The sequence below is a fragment of the Dactylosporangium sp. NPDC049742 genome, from assembly GCF_040674675.1.
Taxonomy (GTDB): Bacteria; Actinomycetota; Actinomycetes; order Mycobacteriales; family Micromonosporaceae; genus Dactylosporangium; species Dactylosporangium maewongense.
On record NZ_JBFANF010000031.1, the window covers coordinates 1 to 14,491 of the forward strand.

The following is a 14,491-nucleotide window of genomic DNA, read 5'->3' on the forward strand; positions in this document are numbered from 1 at the left end:
GGTACGGACGTTCGCCGCGCGACTGGCAGCCCGCCGCCACGACCCGCCAGCCGCCCGGGAACACCGCCAGGAACTCGGTGTCGTTGGCCGCGGCGGGGATCGTCACGGTGCCGCCGGCGGCGACGGTCGCCGCGTCCGGGACCGCCGCGGGAGCCGAGTTGCGCACGACGGCGGCGGTCGCGGTGTCGTTCGCGGCCACCGGGTCGGGGGTCGAGGCCGTGACGGCCGCGGTGACCTCGGTGTGGTGCGCGGCGGCGGCGGTGACGGTCGCCACGACGTCGACGGTGAACGTGGCACCGGCGGTGAGCGTCCCCACCGGGCAGGTGAGCGTCTGCCCGGCCCAGGCGCAGGGGCCGGCGCCCGCGGGGTCTCCGGTCGCGCCCGCCGGCAGGACCGCGGTCAGGGTGACGCCGGTGGCGGTGGCGGGGCCGGTGTTGGTGAGCGTCACCGGGATCCGGACCGGGCCGGTGCCCTGCGCGACCCGCGGGCCGGCGGCGGTGACCGCCAGGTCGGCGGCCGGGCCCGCCGCGGGCAGGTCCTGCGTGGTCGGGTTGGACGGGGCGCGCAGCTTCACCCCGGTGTCCGTGCCGGTGGCGGCCGCGTGGGCGACGTTGCGGATGCTCGTCGCGCCGGTGGCGCCGGGGGCGCCCGCCGTGACGCGGTAGCCGACCACGGCCTTGTCGCCGACCGCCAGGCGGCCTCCGTGGGTGGCGTCGCTGCCCGTACCGACTCTGAAGACGACGACGTCGGCGCTGAGCTCGGCGCGGTCGGTGTCGACGGGGTCGCTCTGGGTCGCGCCGTCGATCGTCAGGCTGCCCGGCACGAACGCGGTCCCGGGCGGCAGGGCGTCGGTGAGCTGGGCGTCCTCGGCGGGGGCGAGCCCGTCGTTGCCGACCTCGATCGTGTACCGGATCTCGTCGCCGCGCTCCAGGTCGCCGCCGTTGACGTCGGTGGCGGTCTTGACCGCGGTGAGCTGCGGCGCGTAGAGGTCGGTCGCGAACGTGATCACGCCCGGGTAGAACGTCTCGCCGGTGACCGCGGTGGTCTCGAGGGTGATCGTCGCGCTGGTCGCGCCGTTGGCGAGCAGGCCGCTCGCGTCGACCTGGTCGACGTCGAAGCCGAGGAGGTTGGTGTCGGCGGGGTTACGGGCGGTGACGGCGGCGCCGCGGTCGCTGACGGTGCTGTTGAAGAAGTTCGTCGCCGGGTTGCGCGCGTCGGTCAGCGGCGTGCCGTCGAGGCGGATGCTGTCGCCGCCGCTGCCGGCGTCGCCCTCGTAGGCGACGGCGCCGAGGCTGGTGGTGACGGCCCCGGTCGGCGGGGTCTGGAAGCCGGTGACCGGGATGCGGACCGTCGCGTCGGCGGGGGTGATGCCGCGCACCGAGCCGAAGCCGTCGTAGACGACGAGGTTGCGCACCGGCTGCGCCGGGTCGTGCAGGACGACGGCGAGGGACCAGGCGGCGTAGCGGTCGTTGACGCCGGTGGCGGCCTGGATGTCGGCGACCGCGTAGGTGCCGCCGCCGGCGCCCGCGACCAGCGACGACACGTCGGCGTAGCCCTGGTACGGCCGGTGGCCGGGGAACGTGGTGACGTCGGTGAGCCGGTTCGCGGTGATCGTCCGGTACGCGCCGCCGGGCACCTTGAACCGGACCGTGTTCCTGCGGCTCTCGTCGGGCGCCGACGTGCCCGTGCCCGGTGCCGTGTCCCCTCCCCAGAAGAGGCCGGCGTAGAGCACGGTCGCGCCGCCCGGGATCGGGAGGTCGGCGGTGCTGGAGTTGAACGTCGCCACCGCGTCCCCGTCCTGGTCGACGTCCACGTGGCGCATCTTGTAGCCGTTGTTGTTGAGCCGGCCGCCGGTGCCGGTGCCGTTCCGCGCCGCCGCGCAGGCCGGGTTGTCCTCGGCGCAGGTCAGGTTGGCGTTGCCGCGCAGCACGATCGACCCGCTGTCGTTGACCGAATACACGGGGCGGAACGCGTCGACGATGTCGGCCGCGGCGTCTTTCGCCGCACCCGCGACGATCGCCGGGAGGAGCAGCAGCGCCACGATCGCGATCCGAATTGCCACCTATCGTGTATACGTGGACACTGCCCGTAATGAGCGAGTTTTCCTCGTGTTGATCCCTTGCTGGGGCGGGCGGCGGCGGGTGGACGTGCCGTGCCATATTGACGACTTCACTCTCTTGGAGGGAGCGGCACGTTGTCCAACGGACAGATCGTGGTCTCCGACCTGACGAAGCGGTACAAGAACGTCACGGCCGTCGACCACCTGTCGTTCGTGGTCGAGCCGGGCCGCGTCACCGGGTTCCTCGGCCCCAACGGCGCCGGCAAGACCACGACGCTACGCATGATCCTCAACCTGGTGACCCCGACGTCGGGCACCGCGACCATCGGCGGCCAGCGCTACTCCGACGTGGCCGAGCCGCTCCGGCTGGCCGGCGCGATCCTGGAGGCCTCGGCCGCGCACAAGGGCCGCACCGCCCGCAACCACCTGCGCATCGTCGCGGCCGCGGCCGGCCTCCCGGACTCCCAGGTCGACAAGATGCTGGAGCTGGTCGGGCTCACCCCCGCCGCGAAGCGCAAGTTCCGCGGCTACTCGCTGGGCATGAAGCAGCGGCTCGGCATCGCCCAGGCGATGCTCGGCGACCCGCAGGTGCTGATCCTCGACGAGCCCGCCAACGGCCTCGACCCGGAGGGCATCCGCTGGATGCGCGGGCTGCTGAAGGGCCTGGCCCAGCAGGGCCGCACCGTGCTGGTCTCCAGCCACCTGCTGTCGGAGATGGAGATCCTCGCCGACGACGTCGTCATCATCGCCGCCGGCCGCCTCGTCACCCAGGGCCCGGTCGAGCAGATCGTCGGCGGCGGCTCCAGCGCGCCGCGCACCCGGGTGCGGACGCCCAACCTGCCGGAGCTGGTCAATGCGGTGCGGGCCGCGGGCGCCTCGATCCAGCCCAACGGCAACGACAGCCACGTGGTCACCGGCCTGGACGCCCCGGCCGTCGGCCGCCTGGCCCTGCAGTCGGGGGTCGAGCTGCACGAGCTGGTCAACGAGCGACCCGACCTGGAGCACGTGTTCCTCGAACTGACCCAGGGAAAGGCGGCCATCCGATGAGCGACCCGCAGCGGAGCGAGGAGTTGGTCATCATCAGCGCAGTGTCTGGATCAGGTCGGCGCCGGAGCGCAGCGGAGGTGACGGCATGATCCGGCTCATCCGCAGTGAGCTGCTGAAGGTGCGCACCACGAACATGTGGTGGATCTTCCTGCTGATCTCGCTGGTCTTCACCGGCCTGGCGCTCTGGATCAACATCGAGCAGACCAAGTCGGAGCTGACCGACAACTTCACCGCCTACCCGCAGGGTGACCCGCCGCCGAACCTCACCGAGGAGCAGCGGGCCCAGTTCGAGGCGGACCAGCGGCAGTACCAGGAGCAGGAGGCGGCCCGGGTCGCCAAGGCGCACGCGGCCGGCCAGCTCGCCAAGTTCGCCGCGAACATCTACACCTCGGGCCAGTTCTTCGGCCTGCTCCTGGTGATGCTCGTGGCGATCCTGATCATCACGAACGAGTTCTACCACCAGACGGCGACCGCGACGTTCCTCGCGACCCCCAAGCGGACCAAGGTCATCACCGCGAAGCTCATCACCGCGGGTCTGGCGGGCGTGCTGTTCTGGATCATCACCACCGCGATCTCGATCGTCGGCGGGGTGCTCTACTTCGGCGCCGAGGGCCTCACCAACAGCCTCGGAAACTGGACGGCGCAGCAGGCAGTACTCCTGAATCTGCTGGTGTACGTGCTGTGGGCGGTCTTCGGCATCGGCATCGGGGTGCTGATCCGCAGCCAGATCGGCGCGACGATCACCGCCGCCTGCCTCTACACCGTGGGCACCTGGGCCGCGATCATCGTCCTCACCCTGATCCACGAGCTGGTGATCAAGAAGGACTGGGTCCTGGAGAGCGCGGTCTACATCCCGCCGCTGGCGTCGTCGCACGTCGTCGGCGGACTGGCCACCCAGCTCGGCGGGGTGGACCTGCCGCCACGCTGGGCCGGCGCGGTCGTGCTCATCGTGTGGGCGGTCGTCCTCGGCACCATCGGCACGCTGATCACCCGGAAACGCGACATCGCGTGACGCCGATCCCCTGATCCGTCCTGTCAGGCAGATCTACGACAGTTGTGGCCGCCGAATGGCGGCCACAGTTGTATGGGATGGACCCATGCCGTCGTCGACATGGTCACTCCGGCGGCGTCGGCGACGAACGAGCGTTAGGCAGCGCGTAGCCTTGACGCGGATCCGTGACCCCAGCTACTCCGTTTGGAAGAGGCGATCAGCAGCCGTGTCGACCCAAGCGACCAACTCGCAGGAGAACCCCTTGGCGGGTTTCGGCCCGAACGAGTGGATCGTCGAGGACATGTATCAGAGGTACCTCGCCGACCCGGCCAGCGTGGACCCCGCGTGGCACGACTTCTTCGCCGACTACAAGCCGAGCGGGGACGGCACCGAGGGCACCTCGGCGACCGCCGAGGTGGCTGAGCCGGCGGCCGTGACCACGACCGCGCCGGCCCCCACCGCTCCGGCCGCGCCCGCACCCGCGAAGGCGGCACCCGCGCCCGCGAAGGCGGCACCCGCGGCCCCTGCGGCTCCTGCGGCTCCGAAGGCCGCCCCGAAGGCCGCTCCTGCAGCTCCGAAGGCCGCACCCGCGAAGGCCGAGGCCGCTCCGCCGAGTGGTGGCGCGAAGCACGTCCCGCTGCGGGGCGTCGCCGCCCGCATCGTGCAGAACATGGACGCCTCGCTGGAGGTGCCGACCGCCACGAGCGTGCGCGCCGTGCCGGCGAAGCTGCTGTCCGACAACCGCGTCGTGATCAACAACCACCTGGCCCGCGGCCGGGGTGGCAAGGTCAGCTTCACCCACCTGATCGGGTTCGCGATGGTCCGGGCGCTCGCCGCGCACCCGGAGATGAACAACTCCTTCGCCGAGATCGACGGCAAGCCCAACCTGGTCCAGCCGGAGCACGTGAACCTCGGCATCGCGATCGACCTCGCCAAGCCCGACGGCTCGCGGTCCCTGGTCGTGCCGAGCATCAAGGCCGCCGACACCATGGACTTCCGCCAGTTCTGGTCGGCGTACGAGGAGATCGTCCGCCGCGCCCGCCGCAACGAGCTGACCATGGACGACTACGCCGGCACCACGGTCTCGCTGACCAACCCCGGCGGCATCGGCACCGTGCACTCCATGCCGCGGCTCATGACCGGGCAGGGCACCATCATCGGCGTCGGCGCGATGGAGTACCCGGCGCCCTACGCCGGCATGTCCGACGAGACCCTCGCCGACCTCGGCATCAGCAAGATCCTGACGCTGACCAGCACCTATGACCACAGGATCATCCAGGGCGCGCAGTCCGGCGAGTTCCTGAAGGTCATGCACGAGCTGCTGCTCGGCGAGCACGGGTTCTACGACCAGATCTTCACGGCGCTGCGGATCCCGTACGAGCCGGTCCGCTGGGTGCGTGACGTCGCCCGCACCAGCGAGGGTCAGATCGACAAGGCGGCCCGGGTCGTCGAGCTCATCCACGCCTACCGGGTCCGCGGCCACCTGATGGCCGACACCGACCCGCTGGAGTTCCGCATCCGCCGCCACCCGGACCTCGACGTCCTCGAGCACGGGCTGACGCTGTGGGACCTCGACCGGGTCTTCCCCGTCGGCGGGTTCGCCGGCAAGCAGAAGATGAAGCTGCGGGCCGTCCTCGGCGTCCTGCGCGACTCCTACTGCCGCCGCGTCGGCGTCGAGTACATGCACATCATGGACCCGGAGGAGCGCCGCTGGGTCGCCGAGCGGGTCGAGAAGCCGTACGAGAAGCCCGACACCGCCGAGCAGAAGCACATCCTCAACCGCCTCAACGCCGCCGAGGCGTTCGAGACGTTCCTGCAGACGAAGTACGTCGGCCAGCGCCGCTTCTCCCTCGAGGGCGGCGAGTCGCTGATCCCGCTGCTCGACGAGATCCTGCAGAACTCGGCCGAGGGTGGCCTCGACGAGGTCGTCATCGGCATGGCGCACCGCGGCCGCCTCAACGTGCTGGCCAACATCGTCGGCAAGCCCTACGAGAAGATCTTCTCCGAGTTCGAGGGCCACCTGGACCTGAAGTCCGCGCACGGCTCCGGCGACGTCAAGTACCACCTGGGCATGACCGGCAAGTTCACCCACCCCGACGGCGAGCACGCCACGACCGTCTCCGTGGTGGCGAACCCGTCGCACCTGGAGGCCGTCAACCCGGTCCTCGAAGGCATCGTGCGGGCCAAGCAGGACTCGATCGACCTCAAGCTCGAGGGCTACACGGTCCTGCCGCTGCTGGTCCACGGCGACGCCGCGTTCGCCGGCCAGGGCGTGGTCGCCGAGACGCTCAACCTGTCGCAGCTGCGCGGCTACCGCACCGGCGGCACCGTCCACGTCGTCGTCAACAACCAGGTCGGCTTCACCACCGCGCCGGAGTACTCGCGCTCCTCGCTGTACTCCACCGACGTCGCCCGCATGATCCAGGCGCCGATCTTCCACGTGAACGGCGACGACCCGGAGGCCGTGGTCCGCGTCGCGCGGCTCGCCTTCGAGTACCGCCAGGCGTTCAACAAGGACGTCGTCATCGACCTGGTCTGCTACCGGCGCCGCGGGCACAACGAGGGCGACGACCCCTCGATGACCAACCCGCTGATGTACGCGATCATCGACCAGAAGCGCTCGGTGCGGAAGATCTACACCGAGGAGCTCATCGGCCGCGGCGACATCCCGATCACCGAGGCCGAGGCCCTGCTCAAGGACTACCACGAGCAGCTGGAGACGGTGTTCAAGGCGACCCGCGACGCGTCCTCCAACCCGGCGTCGCGCCTCACCCGCCTGCGCGAACCCGAGCCGGAGCCGGTGGTCGAGACCGCGATCGACGCCTCGGTCCTGCATGCGATCGGCGAGGCGCACGTCAAGCTCCCCGACGGCTTCACCCCGCACAAGCGCGTCCAGCAGCTGCTGGACCGCCGCGCGAAGATGGCCGCCGCCGGCGACATCGACTGGGGCTTCGGCGAGGTCATCGCGTTCGGCGCACTGGTCAACCAGGGCGTCACGGTCCGGCTCTCCGGCCAGGACTCCCGCCGTGGCACGTTCGTGCAGCGGCACGCCGGCATCGTCGACGCCGAGACCGGCAGCGACTACATGCCGATGTCCGCCCTCATCAAGGACAACGCGAAGCTCTTCATCTACGACTCCCTGCTGTCGGAGTTCGCCGCGATGGGCTTCGAGTACGGCTACTCCGTCGAGAACCCCGACGCCCTCGTCATGTGGGAGGCGCAGTTCGGCGACTTCGTCAACGGCGCCCAGTCCATCGTGGACGAGTTCATCTCCTCCGGCGAGGTCAAGTGGGGCCAGCGCACCGCCGTGACGCTGCTCCTGCCGCACTCGCACGAGGGCCAGGGCCCCGACCACACGTCGGGGCGGCTCGAGCGGTACCTGCAGCTGTGCGCCGAGGACAACATGCGGGTGGCCGTGCCGACGACCCCGGCGAACCACTTCCACCTGCTGCGCCGCCAGGCGCTGTCGCCGAAGAAGAAGCCGCTCGTCGTCTTCACGCCCAAGTCCCTGCTGCGCCACCGGCTCTGCGTCTCCCCCGTCGAGGACTTCACCAGCGGCACCTTCGCCACCGTCCTCGGCGACCCGGGCATCAAGGGCGCCGGCCTGGACAACGCCGCGGTGAAGCGGGTCCTGCTCTGCTCCGGCAAGGTCTTCTACGACCTGCTGCAGGCGCGCACCGAGCGGGACATCACCGACACCGCCATCATCCGGGTCGAGCAGCTCTACCCGATGCCGGTGGAAGAGCTGCGCGCGGCGCTGGCACAGTTCCCCAACGCGGAGGACTTCGCCTGGGTCCAGGAGGAGCCGGCCAACCAGGGCGCGTGGTCGTTCATCGCGCTCAACCTCCTGGAGCACCTCCAGGGCGTCGGCCTGCGCCGCATCTCCCGCCCCGCCGCCGCCGCTCCCGCGGTCGGCTCCACCAAGCTCCACGACGCCGAGCAGCAGGCCCTCATCGAGGCCGCGCTGCCGAAGCGCTGACCAACTGTCGTTCGTTCCGTTCCGGGGAGGGCTCGCGCCCTCCCCGGTTCCTTTGGAGGTGCCCATGTACTTCACCGATCGCGGCATCGAGGAGCTCGCCCAGCGCCGGGGCGAGGAGGAGGTCACGCTGGAGTGGCTGGCCGAGCGCCTCCGCGACTTCGTCGACCAGAACCCCGAGTTCGAGACGCCGATCGAACGCCTCGCCGTCTACCTGGCTCGTCTGGACGACGACGAGGACTGACCGCTCTTCTGCCACGCCCGAGCGGGCACTGGTCGTACACCTGCCGCAGCGACCACAACGGTCGGGCTATGGCGGTCGCCGGAATGACGGACATATCCGATTTATCAGTGCAATCGGGCGCTGCAAATCAATGTGGCATCCGCCAAATGGGTCGTTCGGGAACAACTTGGTGTAGTCCGGCAAGACAATCGATTGTCCCCAGTCGGGTGATCCCGGCGTAGCGCATGGTGCACCTACATTCTGTACGTGCCCCGAAGTCGCAACCGATCCGCAACCGTGTCGCTCCTGGCCGCCGCCCTGCTCCTTCTGGGCGGCGCTTTTTCGGCCTCAGGGGCAGCGGAGGAGCGGCCCCTGGCCGCCGCCGGCACCGCCGAGGCGACCCGGGTCAGCGGCCACGCCATCGGTGTGCGGCACTTCGATTTCGCCCGGGGCAAGGACCGGCCGCTGCCCACCACCGTGTGGTATCCGACGCGCGGCTCCTCCCGGCGGAGCAAGGGGCAGGTGCAGGTCAGCGCCGAGGTGCTGCCGGGGAAGCTGCCGCTGATCCTCTGGAGCCACGGCTTCTACAGCAACCCGCAGATGCAGGAGGGCATGACCAAGTTCCTGGCCGAGGCCGGGTACGTGGTCGTCGCGCCGGCGTACCCGTTCACGAAGAAGGACACGCCGAAGTTCAACAAGTTCGACGTGCCGAACCAGTCGCTGGACGCGTCGTTCGTCATCACGCAGATGCTGCAGCCCGGGAATCCGCTGGCCGACAGCATCGACTCCGAGCGGATGGCGGCGATCGGGCACTCCGGCGGCGGGACCACGACCGACGGGCTGTTCACGGTGCACCGCGACCCGCGCCTCAAGGCCGGGGTCATCTTCGCGGGCCGACCGGCCGGGAAGTACCAGGGCAGCCCGGTGCCGCTGCTGTTCGTGCACGGCGACAAGGACCCGGTCGTGGCGTATGAGCAGGGGCGCACGTCGTACGCCGCGGACCCGTGGCCGAAGGCGTTCCTGACGATCGTCGGCGGTGAGCACGGCGCCGCCACCAACGACCCGGAGCGCGGGCACCACCAGGCGATGGCGACGCTGCTGAACTTCCTCGCCTGGGCGCTCGACGGCGACGAGATCGCCCACGCCAGGCTGGACGACGACGCCAGGCTCGACGGGGTGACCCGCTTCGAATCGGTGGGGATCTACAGCAACGCGAGCACCACGACGACGATCACCACGACCGCGACGACGGCGCCGCCCACGATGAAGCCGACCTTGGAGCCGGTCGCGGCGGGCTGAGCCGTCTCGTTGTTGTTGTCCACCCATGCCTGAAATGCCTGAGTGTTGTGACTTGGGTCAATGCGCTCATCGGGCATGGCCGCCAGAATACCGATGACCTGTCCCTCGGACAGTGGCCGAACGTGTCGGATTGTGGCACTCTCCGTCAATGACCGCGTGGCGGGAACGGTCGTGGTGGGGCTGGGGCTGGACCGACGAGGCCCTCGACGACGACGCCTGCCGGCGCCTCGCCGAGACGTCGCTACGGCCGTGGATGCCCATCGACGGGTCGGTGCTGCCGATGCCGTACGACCCGGTCCTGCCCCCGCCGCGCCTGATTCCTCCGTCGATCATGCAGGAGGCGTTCGCCGCCGACTCGATGACGCGGGCGTCGCACACGTACGGCAAAGCCTTCCGCGACGTGATCCGAGCGCTGCGCGGCCGGCTCGACAACCCTCCTGACCTGGTCTGCTATCCGCGGACCGGGCACGACGTCGTCGCCGCGCTCGACTGGGCCGAGGCGGTGGGGGCGGCCGTCGTGCCGTACGGCGGCGGCACCTCCGTCGTGGGCGGCGTCGAATACCGCGGGGACGCCCCTTGGGTGTCGCTGGACCTGTCCCGCCTCGGCCGGGTCCTCGAAATCGACGACGTCAACCACGCCGTCCGGGTGCAGGCCGGCGTCTCCGGCCCCGCCCTCGAACAGGCCCTCCGCCCGCACGACCTGACGCTGCGGCACTACCCGCAGAGCTTCGAGTTCTCCACCGTCGGGGGATGGATCGCAACCCGCGCCGCCGGCCACTACGCGACCGGCCCGACCCGCATCGACGACGCCGTCTCGGCCCTTCGGGTGATCACACCCCAGGGCCCGGTGGAGTCGCTACGGGTGCCGTCCAGCGGCGCCGGGCCGTCGACGGACCGGCTGTTCGCCGGATCGGAGGGGACGCTGGGAGTGATCGTGGAGGCGTGGCTGCGCGTCACCCCTCGCCCCACGGCCAAGGCTTCGACGTCGGTGGCCTTCCCCGCGTACGACCAGGGCATCGCCGCCATGCGCGCACTCCTGCAGGCAGGCCTCCGCCCCAGCAACTGCCGCCTCCTCGACCCCGTGGAGGCAATGCTGAACGCCGGCGCCACCGACGGCCAGGCCCGGCTGCTGCTCGGCTTCGAAGGCCCCACTGTGCCACTGCTGAACGACGCCCTCACCCTCTGCGCCGACCACGGCGGCACCCCCACCACCCCCGGCCACACTCCCCACCCCACCAGCCCCGGCCGCCCTCCCCACAACACCGGCGCCTCCACTCCCAACTCCGCCAGCACTGCTCACCGCCCCGACGACACTGCCCACCGCCCTGACGGCGCCGCCGACTCCGACGACACCCTCGATCCGGGTGACTCCAGCCGCCCTACCCACAACGCCGGCACCTCCACTCCCAACTCCGCCGACACCGCTCACCGCCCTGAAGGCACTGCTCACCGTCCCGAAGGCGCTGCTCAACGCTCCTACGACGCCGCTGGCACCGACGACACCCTCGACCCGGGTGACTTCAGCCGCCCCGCCCACAACACCGGCAGTCCCACTCCCAACCCCGCCGGCACCGCTCACCGCCCTGACGGCACTGCTCAACGCCCCTACGGTGGCGCCGACTCCGACGACAGCCTCGGGCCAGGTGGCTCCAGCCGCCCCGCCCACAACGCCAGCGGCCCCACCCCCAACCCCGAAGACACTGCTCAACGCCCCTACGGCACTGCCGGCTCCGGCGACAGCCTCGGCCCGGGCGACTCCGGCGGCGGTCTCTCCGGTGGCGGCTTCGTCGGCGGCCCCTCCAGTCGGTCCAGCGGCGGCTTTGCCGGCTCCGGCCGTTCCGGTAGTGGCGTCGCCGGCGGCGGTGGCGGCGGTGGCGGCGGTGGCTCGGGGCGAAGCGGCGATGTCGGCAGCTGGCGATCGTCGTTTCTGCGGGCGCCGTACACCCGCGATGCCCTCATCAGGCTCGGCCTCATCGTCGAAACCGTCGAGACCGCGTGCACATGGAGCCGCTTCGAGGCACTGCACGCTGCCGTGATCGCCGCCGCGCAGGCCGCTGCCCCGGCCCGCGTCGCCGTGGTCACCTGCCGAATCACTCACGCGTACCCGGACGGCCCGGCGCCCTACTTCACCATCATCACGCCGGCCCGGCGCGGCGCCGAGGTCATGATCTGGGACGAGATCAAGGCTGCCGTCAGCACGGCCATCACCAGCGCCGGCGGCACCATCACCCACCATCACGCGGTCGGCCGCGACCACCTGCCGTGGCTCGAGCGAGACCCCCTCTTCACCGACGTGCTCCGGGCCGCGAAGCGCACGCTAGACCCCCGCGGGATCCTCAACCCTGGCGCGCTGTTGCCCAGTTAATCGCCGGATTCCCTCACCCAGCCCGATGAGCAGCAGCCCGAGCAGGAAGAACGCCACGGTGAAGCCGAGCGCCGAGATCGTCACGCCGCCGTAGCCGAGCTCGTTCGCGTCGACGAACGGATATGGATACTTGTCGACGATCGCACCGCGTACCAGCGCAAAGGCCAGATACGCCAAGGGGTAGCCGAGCCAGACGGCCGCATACCACCAGCGGACCGGCTCCCTGTCGACGAACAGCCAGGTGACCGCGGCGAGGATCGGCGTCACCGTGTGCAGCAGCAGGTTGTGCGGTGCGTGCGCCCCCGAGTCCACCACGTGGAACGGGCTGGACGGATTCGCCAGCAACGAGTGATACACCGTGCCGGTGATGCAGCTGTACAGCGTCGCCGCCCCACGCACCCACCCCGCCACCGGCCGCAACGCCGCCACGGCCGACACCACCGCAATGATCACGCTGCTCTGCACGGTGAAGTAGACGAACACTCCCCCGTCGCCGTGTGTGAAGTCGAGCAGCAGGACGATCCCGGTCAGCGCACTCACCGCGGTGAGCACCCGGAAGACGACGGACATGCGCCGCAACCTAGCCGTAAATCGCCCGCCGGGCCAGCCTTGTTCGTGGTGTCCGCCTCGTACGGTGGATGCCATGCGCCGTCTCGTCGTGGCCCTGCTGACCGCTGGCCTCGCCGGCCTCGCTACCCCGGGTCTCGCTGGCTGCACAGGCCAGCCGGCACCGGCCAAGTGGGTCACGCCGTCGCCTTCCCCGGCCGCGACCGTCGCCCCACAAATCGCCCACGTCACGCCGCTACCTCCCCTCCCCGTGCCGCAGGCCGCGCTCGACGTGTCGCGCCAGGAGGTGACCTACCAACGTGAAGGCCGCGTCCTGCGCACCGTCATCTGGATGCCCTCGTCCACCACCCGCGTGCCGGCGGTCGTCTTCAGCCACGGCCTCAACGGCACCCCCGATGCCTTCGCGCCGCTGCTCACCGCGTGGGCGTCGGCCGGCTTCGCGGTGATCGCCCCCGCATATCCCAACACCACCCGCAGCGCCCCCCGCCTGGACGTCTACGACGTGCTCAACCAGCCCGCCGACGCCAGCTTCGTGCTGAGCCAGGTCCTCGCCGGCCCGCTCGGCAAACGCATCGACAACACCCGCCTCGCCGCCGCCGGCCACTCCGCCGGCGCCATCACCACCGTCGGCCTCTTCACCGCGAGCCGCGACGCCCGCCTCCACGCCGGCATCGTCCTGGCCGGCAGCGGCCTGGGCGTGGGCACCGCCTTCACCGGCACCCCGGCCTCGCTCCTCTTCGTCCACGGCGACGCCGACCCCTTGGTCTCCTACGCCTCCGGCAAGGCCACCTACGAGTTGGTCCCCTGGTCGAAGGCCATGCTGACCGTCCCCGGCGGCAATCACAACGACCCCTACCTCCGCCCAGGCGTCACGTCGTACGCCGAGGTCCGCTCGGTGACCTTGGCGTTCCTGCGACTCGAGCTCTACGGAGACCCCACGGCCCGCCGACAACTCCCGCAAGGCCCCTCCTTCGACGATCGCCTGTGATCCTGAGGCGCTATGGTCATATGCTAGCATAGGAATCGAGGCGGTGAGTTCGGCGCTCGGGGGGAGGCAAGCCGTGCCACGTCCATATTTCTCGCTGGAAGCCCCTGACGCTGGCCGCTGCACCACCGGCCAGATCGACTGGCGCGCCCGCCTGGCAGCCCAGGCCGCCGAGCACACCCGCCGTCGCGAGGAGCGGCAGCGGGCCAAGACTGAGTTCGCCGAGGCCCGCAGGCACGGCTTGGCCGCCCGTCACGCGACCAAGCTGACCCGCCTGCACAACGCCCGCGTCCTGGCCAGCCTCCGCTCCACCCCGCCGGGCGCCGCCGCTATTAGGTCGCCGTCGCCGGGCTGTACCGCACCGCCACGGCCCACCGTTCAGGCTCCCGCCCCGGCAACCCGTCCCGCGCCGGAGACCGCGCTGCCCGGAAGCGTGAGAAGGGCGTCGCCTCCGGATGCCCCACCTCACCCGCGGCCGGCCGCACCGCCGTCGGCACAGTCTGTCCGCAGGGCCGCAACGCCTCCGCCAGCGCAGTCCGTCCGTGGAGGCGCAACGCCGCAGCCGCGACCCACCCGCAGGGAAGCAACGCCACCACCACCGCCCGTGCAAGCGGGCGCAACGCCGCCACTACGACTCACCCAGAGGGGAGCAACGCCACCACCGCAGCCCGTCCGCAGGGTCGCGACGCCGCCGCCACAACCCACCCACAGGGAGGCAACGCGGCCACGGCCACGGTCCGTCGGCAGGGCAGCAACGCCGATACCGCCCGAGGTGATGTCAGTGCCCAGAGGCCCGACGATCCGCCCGGCACCGCCAGCCATCCCGCCGGCCCGACCGTCAGCTGCCCATAGGCCGCCACAGCGGTCCGTCACGACGACCCGGCCAGGACTGCAAACCACTCCGGTGCACCGAGTGTCCGCACCGCTATCGCCATCGCGCACCGGGCGGGCCGTCCGAGCAGCAGCAGGTCCGGCCGCA

The 14,491-nt window shown here is 70.9% G+C and carries 9 protein-coding genes; 7 read left to right on the forward strand and 2 right to left on the reverse strand.

Going from position 1 to position 14,491, the window contains the following annotated elements:
* Nucleotides 1-2,062: DUF11 domain-containing protein (locus tag AB0J72_RS31965; protein WP_363405066.1), on the reverse strand; the 2,062-nt coding region annotated here is incomplete at its 3' end.
* Nucleotides 2,063-2,194: 132 nt separating this feature from the next.
* Here AB0J72_RS31965 and AB0J72_RS31970 point away from each other — a divergent pair.
* The 6 genes from AB0J72_RS31970 to AB0J72_RS31995 all read left to right on the forward strand — a co-directional run bounded on the left by AB0J72_RS31970 (nt 2,195) and on the right by AB0J72_RS31995 (nt 11,960).
* Nucleotides 2,195-3,106, forward strand: a complete 912-nt coding sequence (locus AB0J72_RS31970) for an ABC transporter ATP-binding protein (RefSeq protein ID WP_363405068.1) — start codon at nt 2,195-2,197, stop codon at nt 3,104-3,106.
* Nucleotides 3,107-3,191: 85 nt separating this feature from the next.
* Complete coding sequence (locus AB0J72_RS31975; RefSeq protein WP_363405070.1) at nt 3,192-4,118, forward strand: ABC transporter permease; 927 nt, start codon at nt 3,192-3,194, stop codon at nt 4,116-4,118.
* A gap of 205 nt (nt 4,119-4,323) precedes the next feature.
* Nucleotides 4,324-8,076, forward strand: coding sequence for a multifunctional oxoglutarate decarboxylase/oxoglutarate dehydrogenase thiamine pyrophosphate-binding subunit/dihydrolipoyllysine-residue succinyltransferase subunit (locus tag AB0J72_RS31980; RefSeq protein WP_363405072.1), 3,753 nt, complete (start codon nt 4,324-4,326; stop codon nt 8,074-8,076).
* Between the two features lie 64 nt (nt 8,077-8,140).
* A complete protein-coding gene (locus AB0J72_RS31985) occupies nt 8,141-8,317 on the forward strand; it encodes a DUF6104 family protein (protein ID WP_344503667.1) in 177 nt (58 codons plus the stop codon).
* Between the two features lie 276 nt (nt 8,318-8,593).
* On the forward strand, nt 8,594-9,595 hold the full coding sequence (locus tag AB0J72_RS31990; RefSeq protein ID WP_363405074.1) for an alpha/beta hydrolase: 1,002 nt from the start codon (nt 8,594-8,596) through the stop codon (nt 9,593-9,595).
* A 148-nt stretch (nt 9,596-9,743) separates the two neighbouring features.
* Nucleotides 9,744-11,960: an FAD-linked oxidase C-terminal domain-containing protein gene (locus AB0J72_RS31995; RefSeq protein ID WP_363405076.1), complete on the forward strand. Its 2,217-nt coding sequence runs from the start codon at nt 9,744-9,746 to the stop codon at nt 11,958-11,960.
* Here AB0J72_RS31995 and AB0J72_RS32000 read toward each other — a convergent pair.
* Nucleotides 11,913-12,530, reverse strand: a complete 618-nt coding sequence (locus AB0J72_RS32000) for a Pr6Pr family membrane protein (RefSeq protein ID WP_363405078.1) — start codon at nt 12,528-12,530, stop codon at nt 11,913-11,915. The genes AB0J72_RS31995 and AB0J72_RS32000 overlap by 48 nt on opposite strands.
* Before the next feature lie 73 nt (nt 12,531-12,603).
* On the opposite strand from AB0J72_RS32000, the gene AB0J72_RS32005 reads away from it, so the two are divergent.
* Entirely contained in the window at nt 12,604-13,515 is a 912-nt protein-coding gene (locus AB0J72_RS32005; RefSeq protein ID WP_363405080.1) for a chlorophyllase, read from the forward strand.
* Nucleotides 13,516-14,491: the final 976 nt, after the last annotated feature.

Coding starts and splice junctions, on each gene's coding strand:
- AB0J72_RS31985 (WP_344503667.1), top strand. CDS start 8,141: ATGTACTTCACCGATCGCGGCATCGAGGAGCTCGCCCAGCGCCGGGGC.
- AB0J72_RS32005 (WP_363405080.1), top strand. CDS start 12,604: ATGCGCCGTCTCGTCGTGGCCCTGCTGACCGCTGGCCTCGCCGGCCTC.
- AB0J72_RS31975 (WP_363405070.1), top strand. CDS start 3,192: ATGATCCGGCTCATCCGCAGTGAGCTGCTGAAGGTGCGCACCACGAAC.
- AB0J72_RS31995 (WP_363405076.1), top strand. CDS start 9,744: ATGACCGCGTGGCGGGAACGGTCGTGGTGGGGCTGGGGCTGGACCGAC.
- AB0J72_RS32000 (WP_363405078.1), bottom strand. CDS start 12,530: ATGTCCGTCGTCTTCCGGGTGCTCACCGCGGTGAGTGCGCTGACCGGG.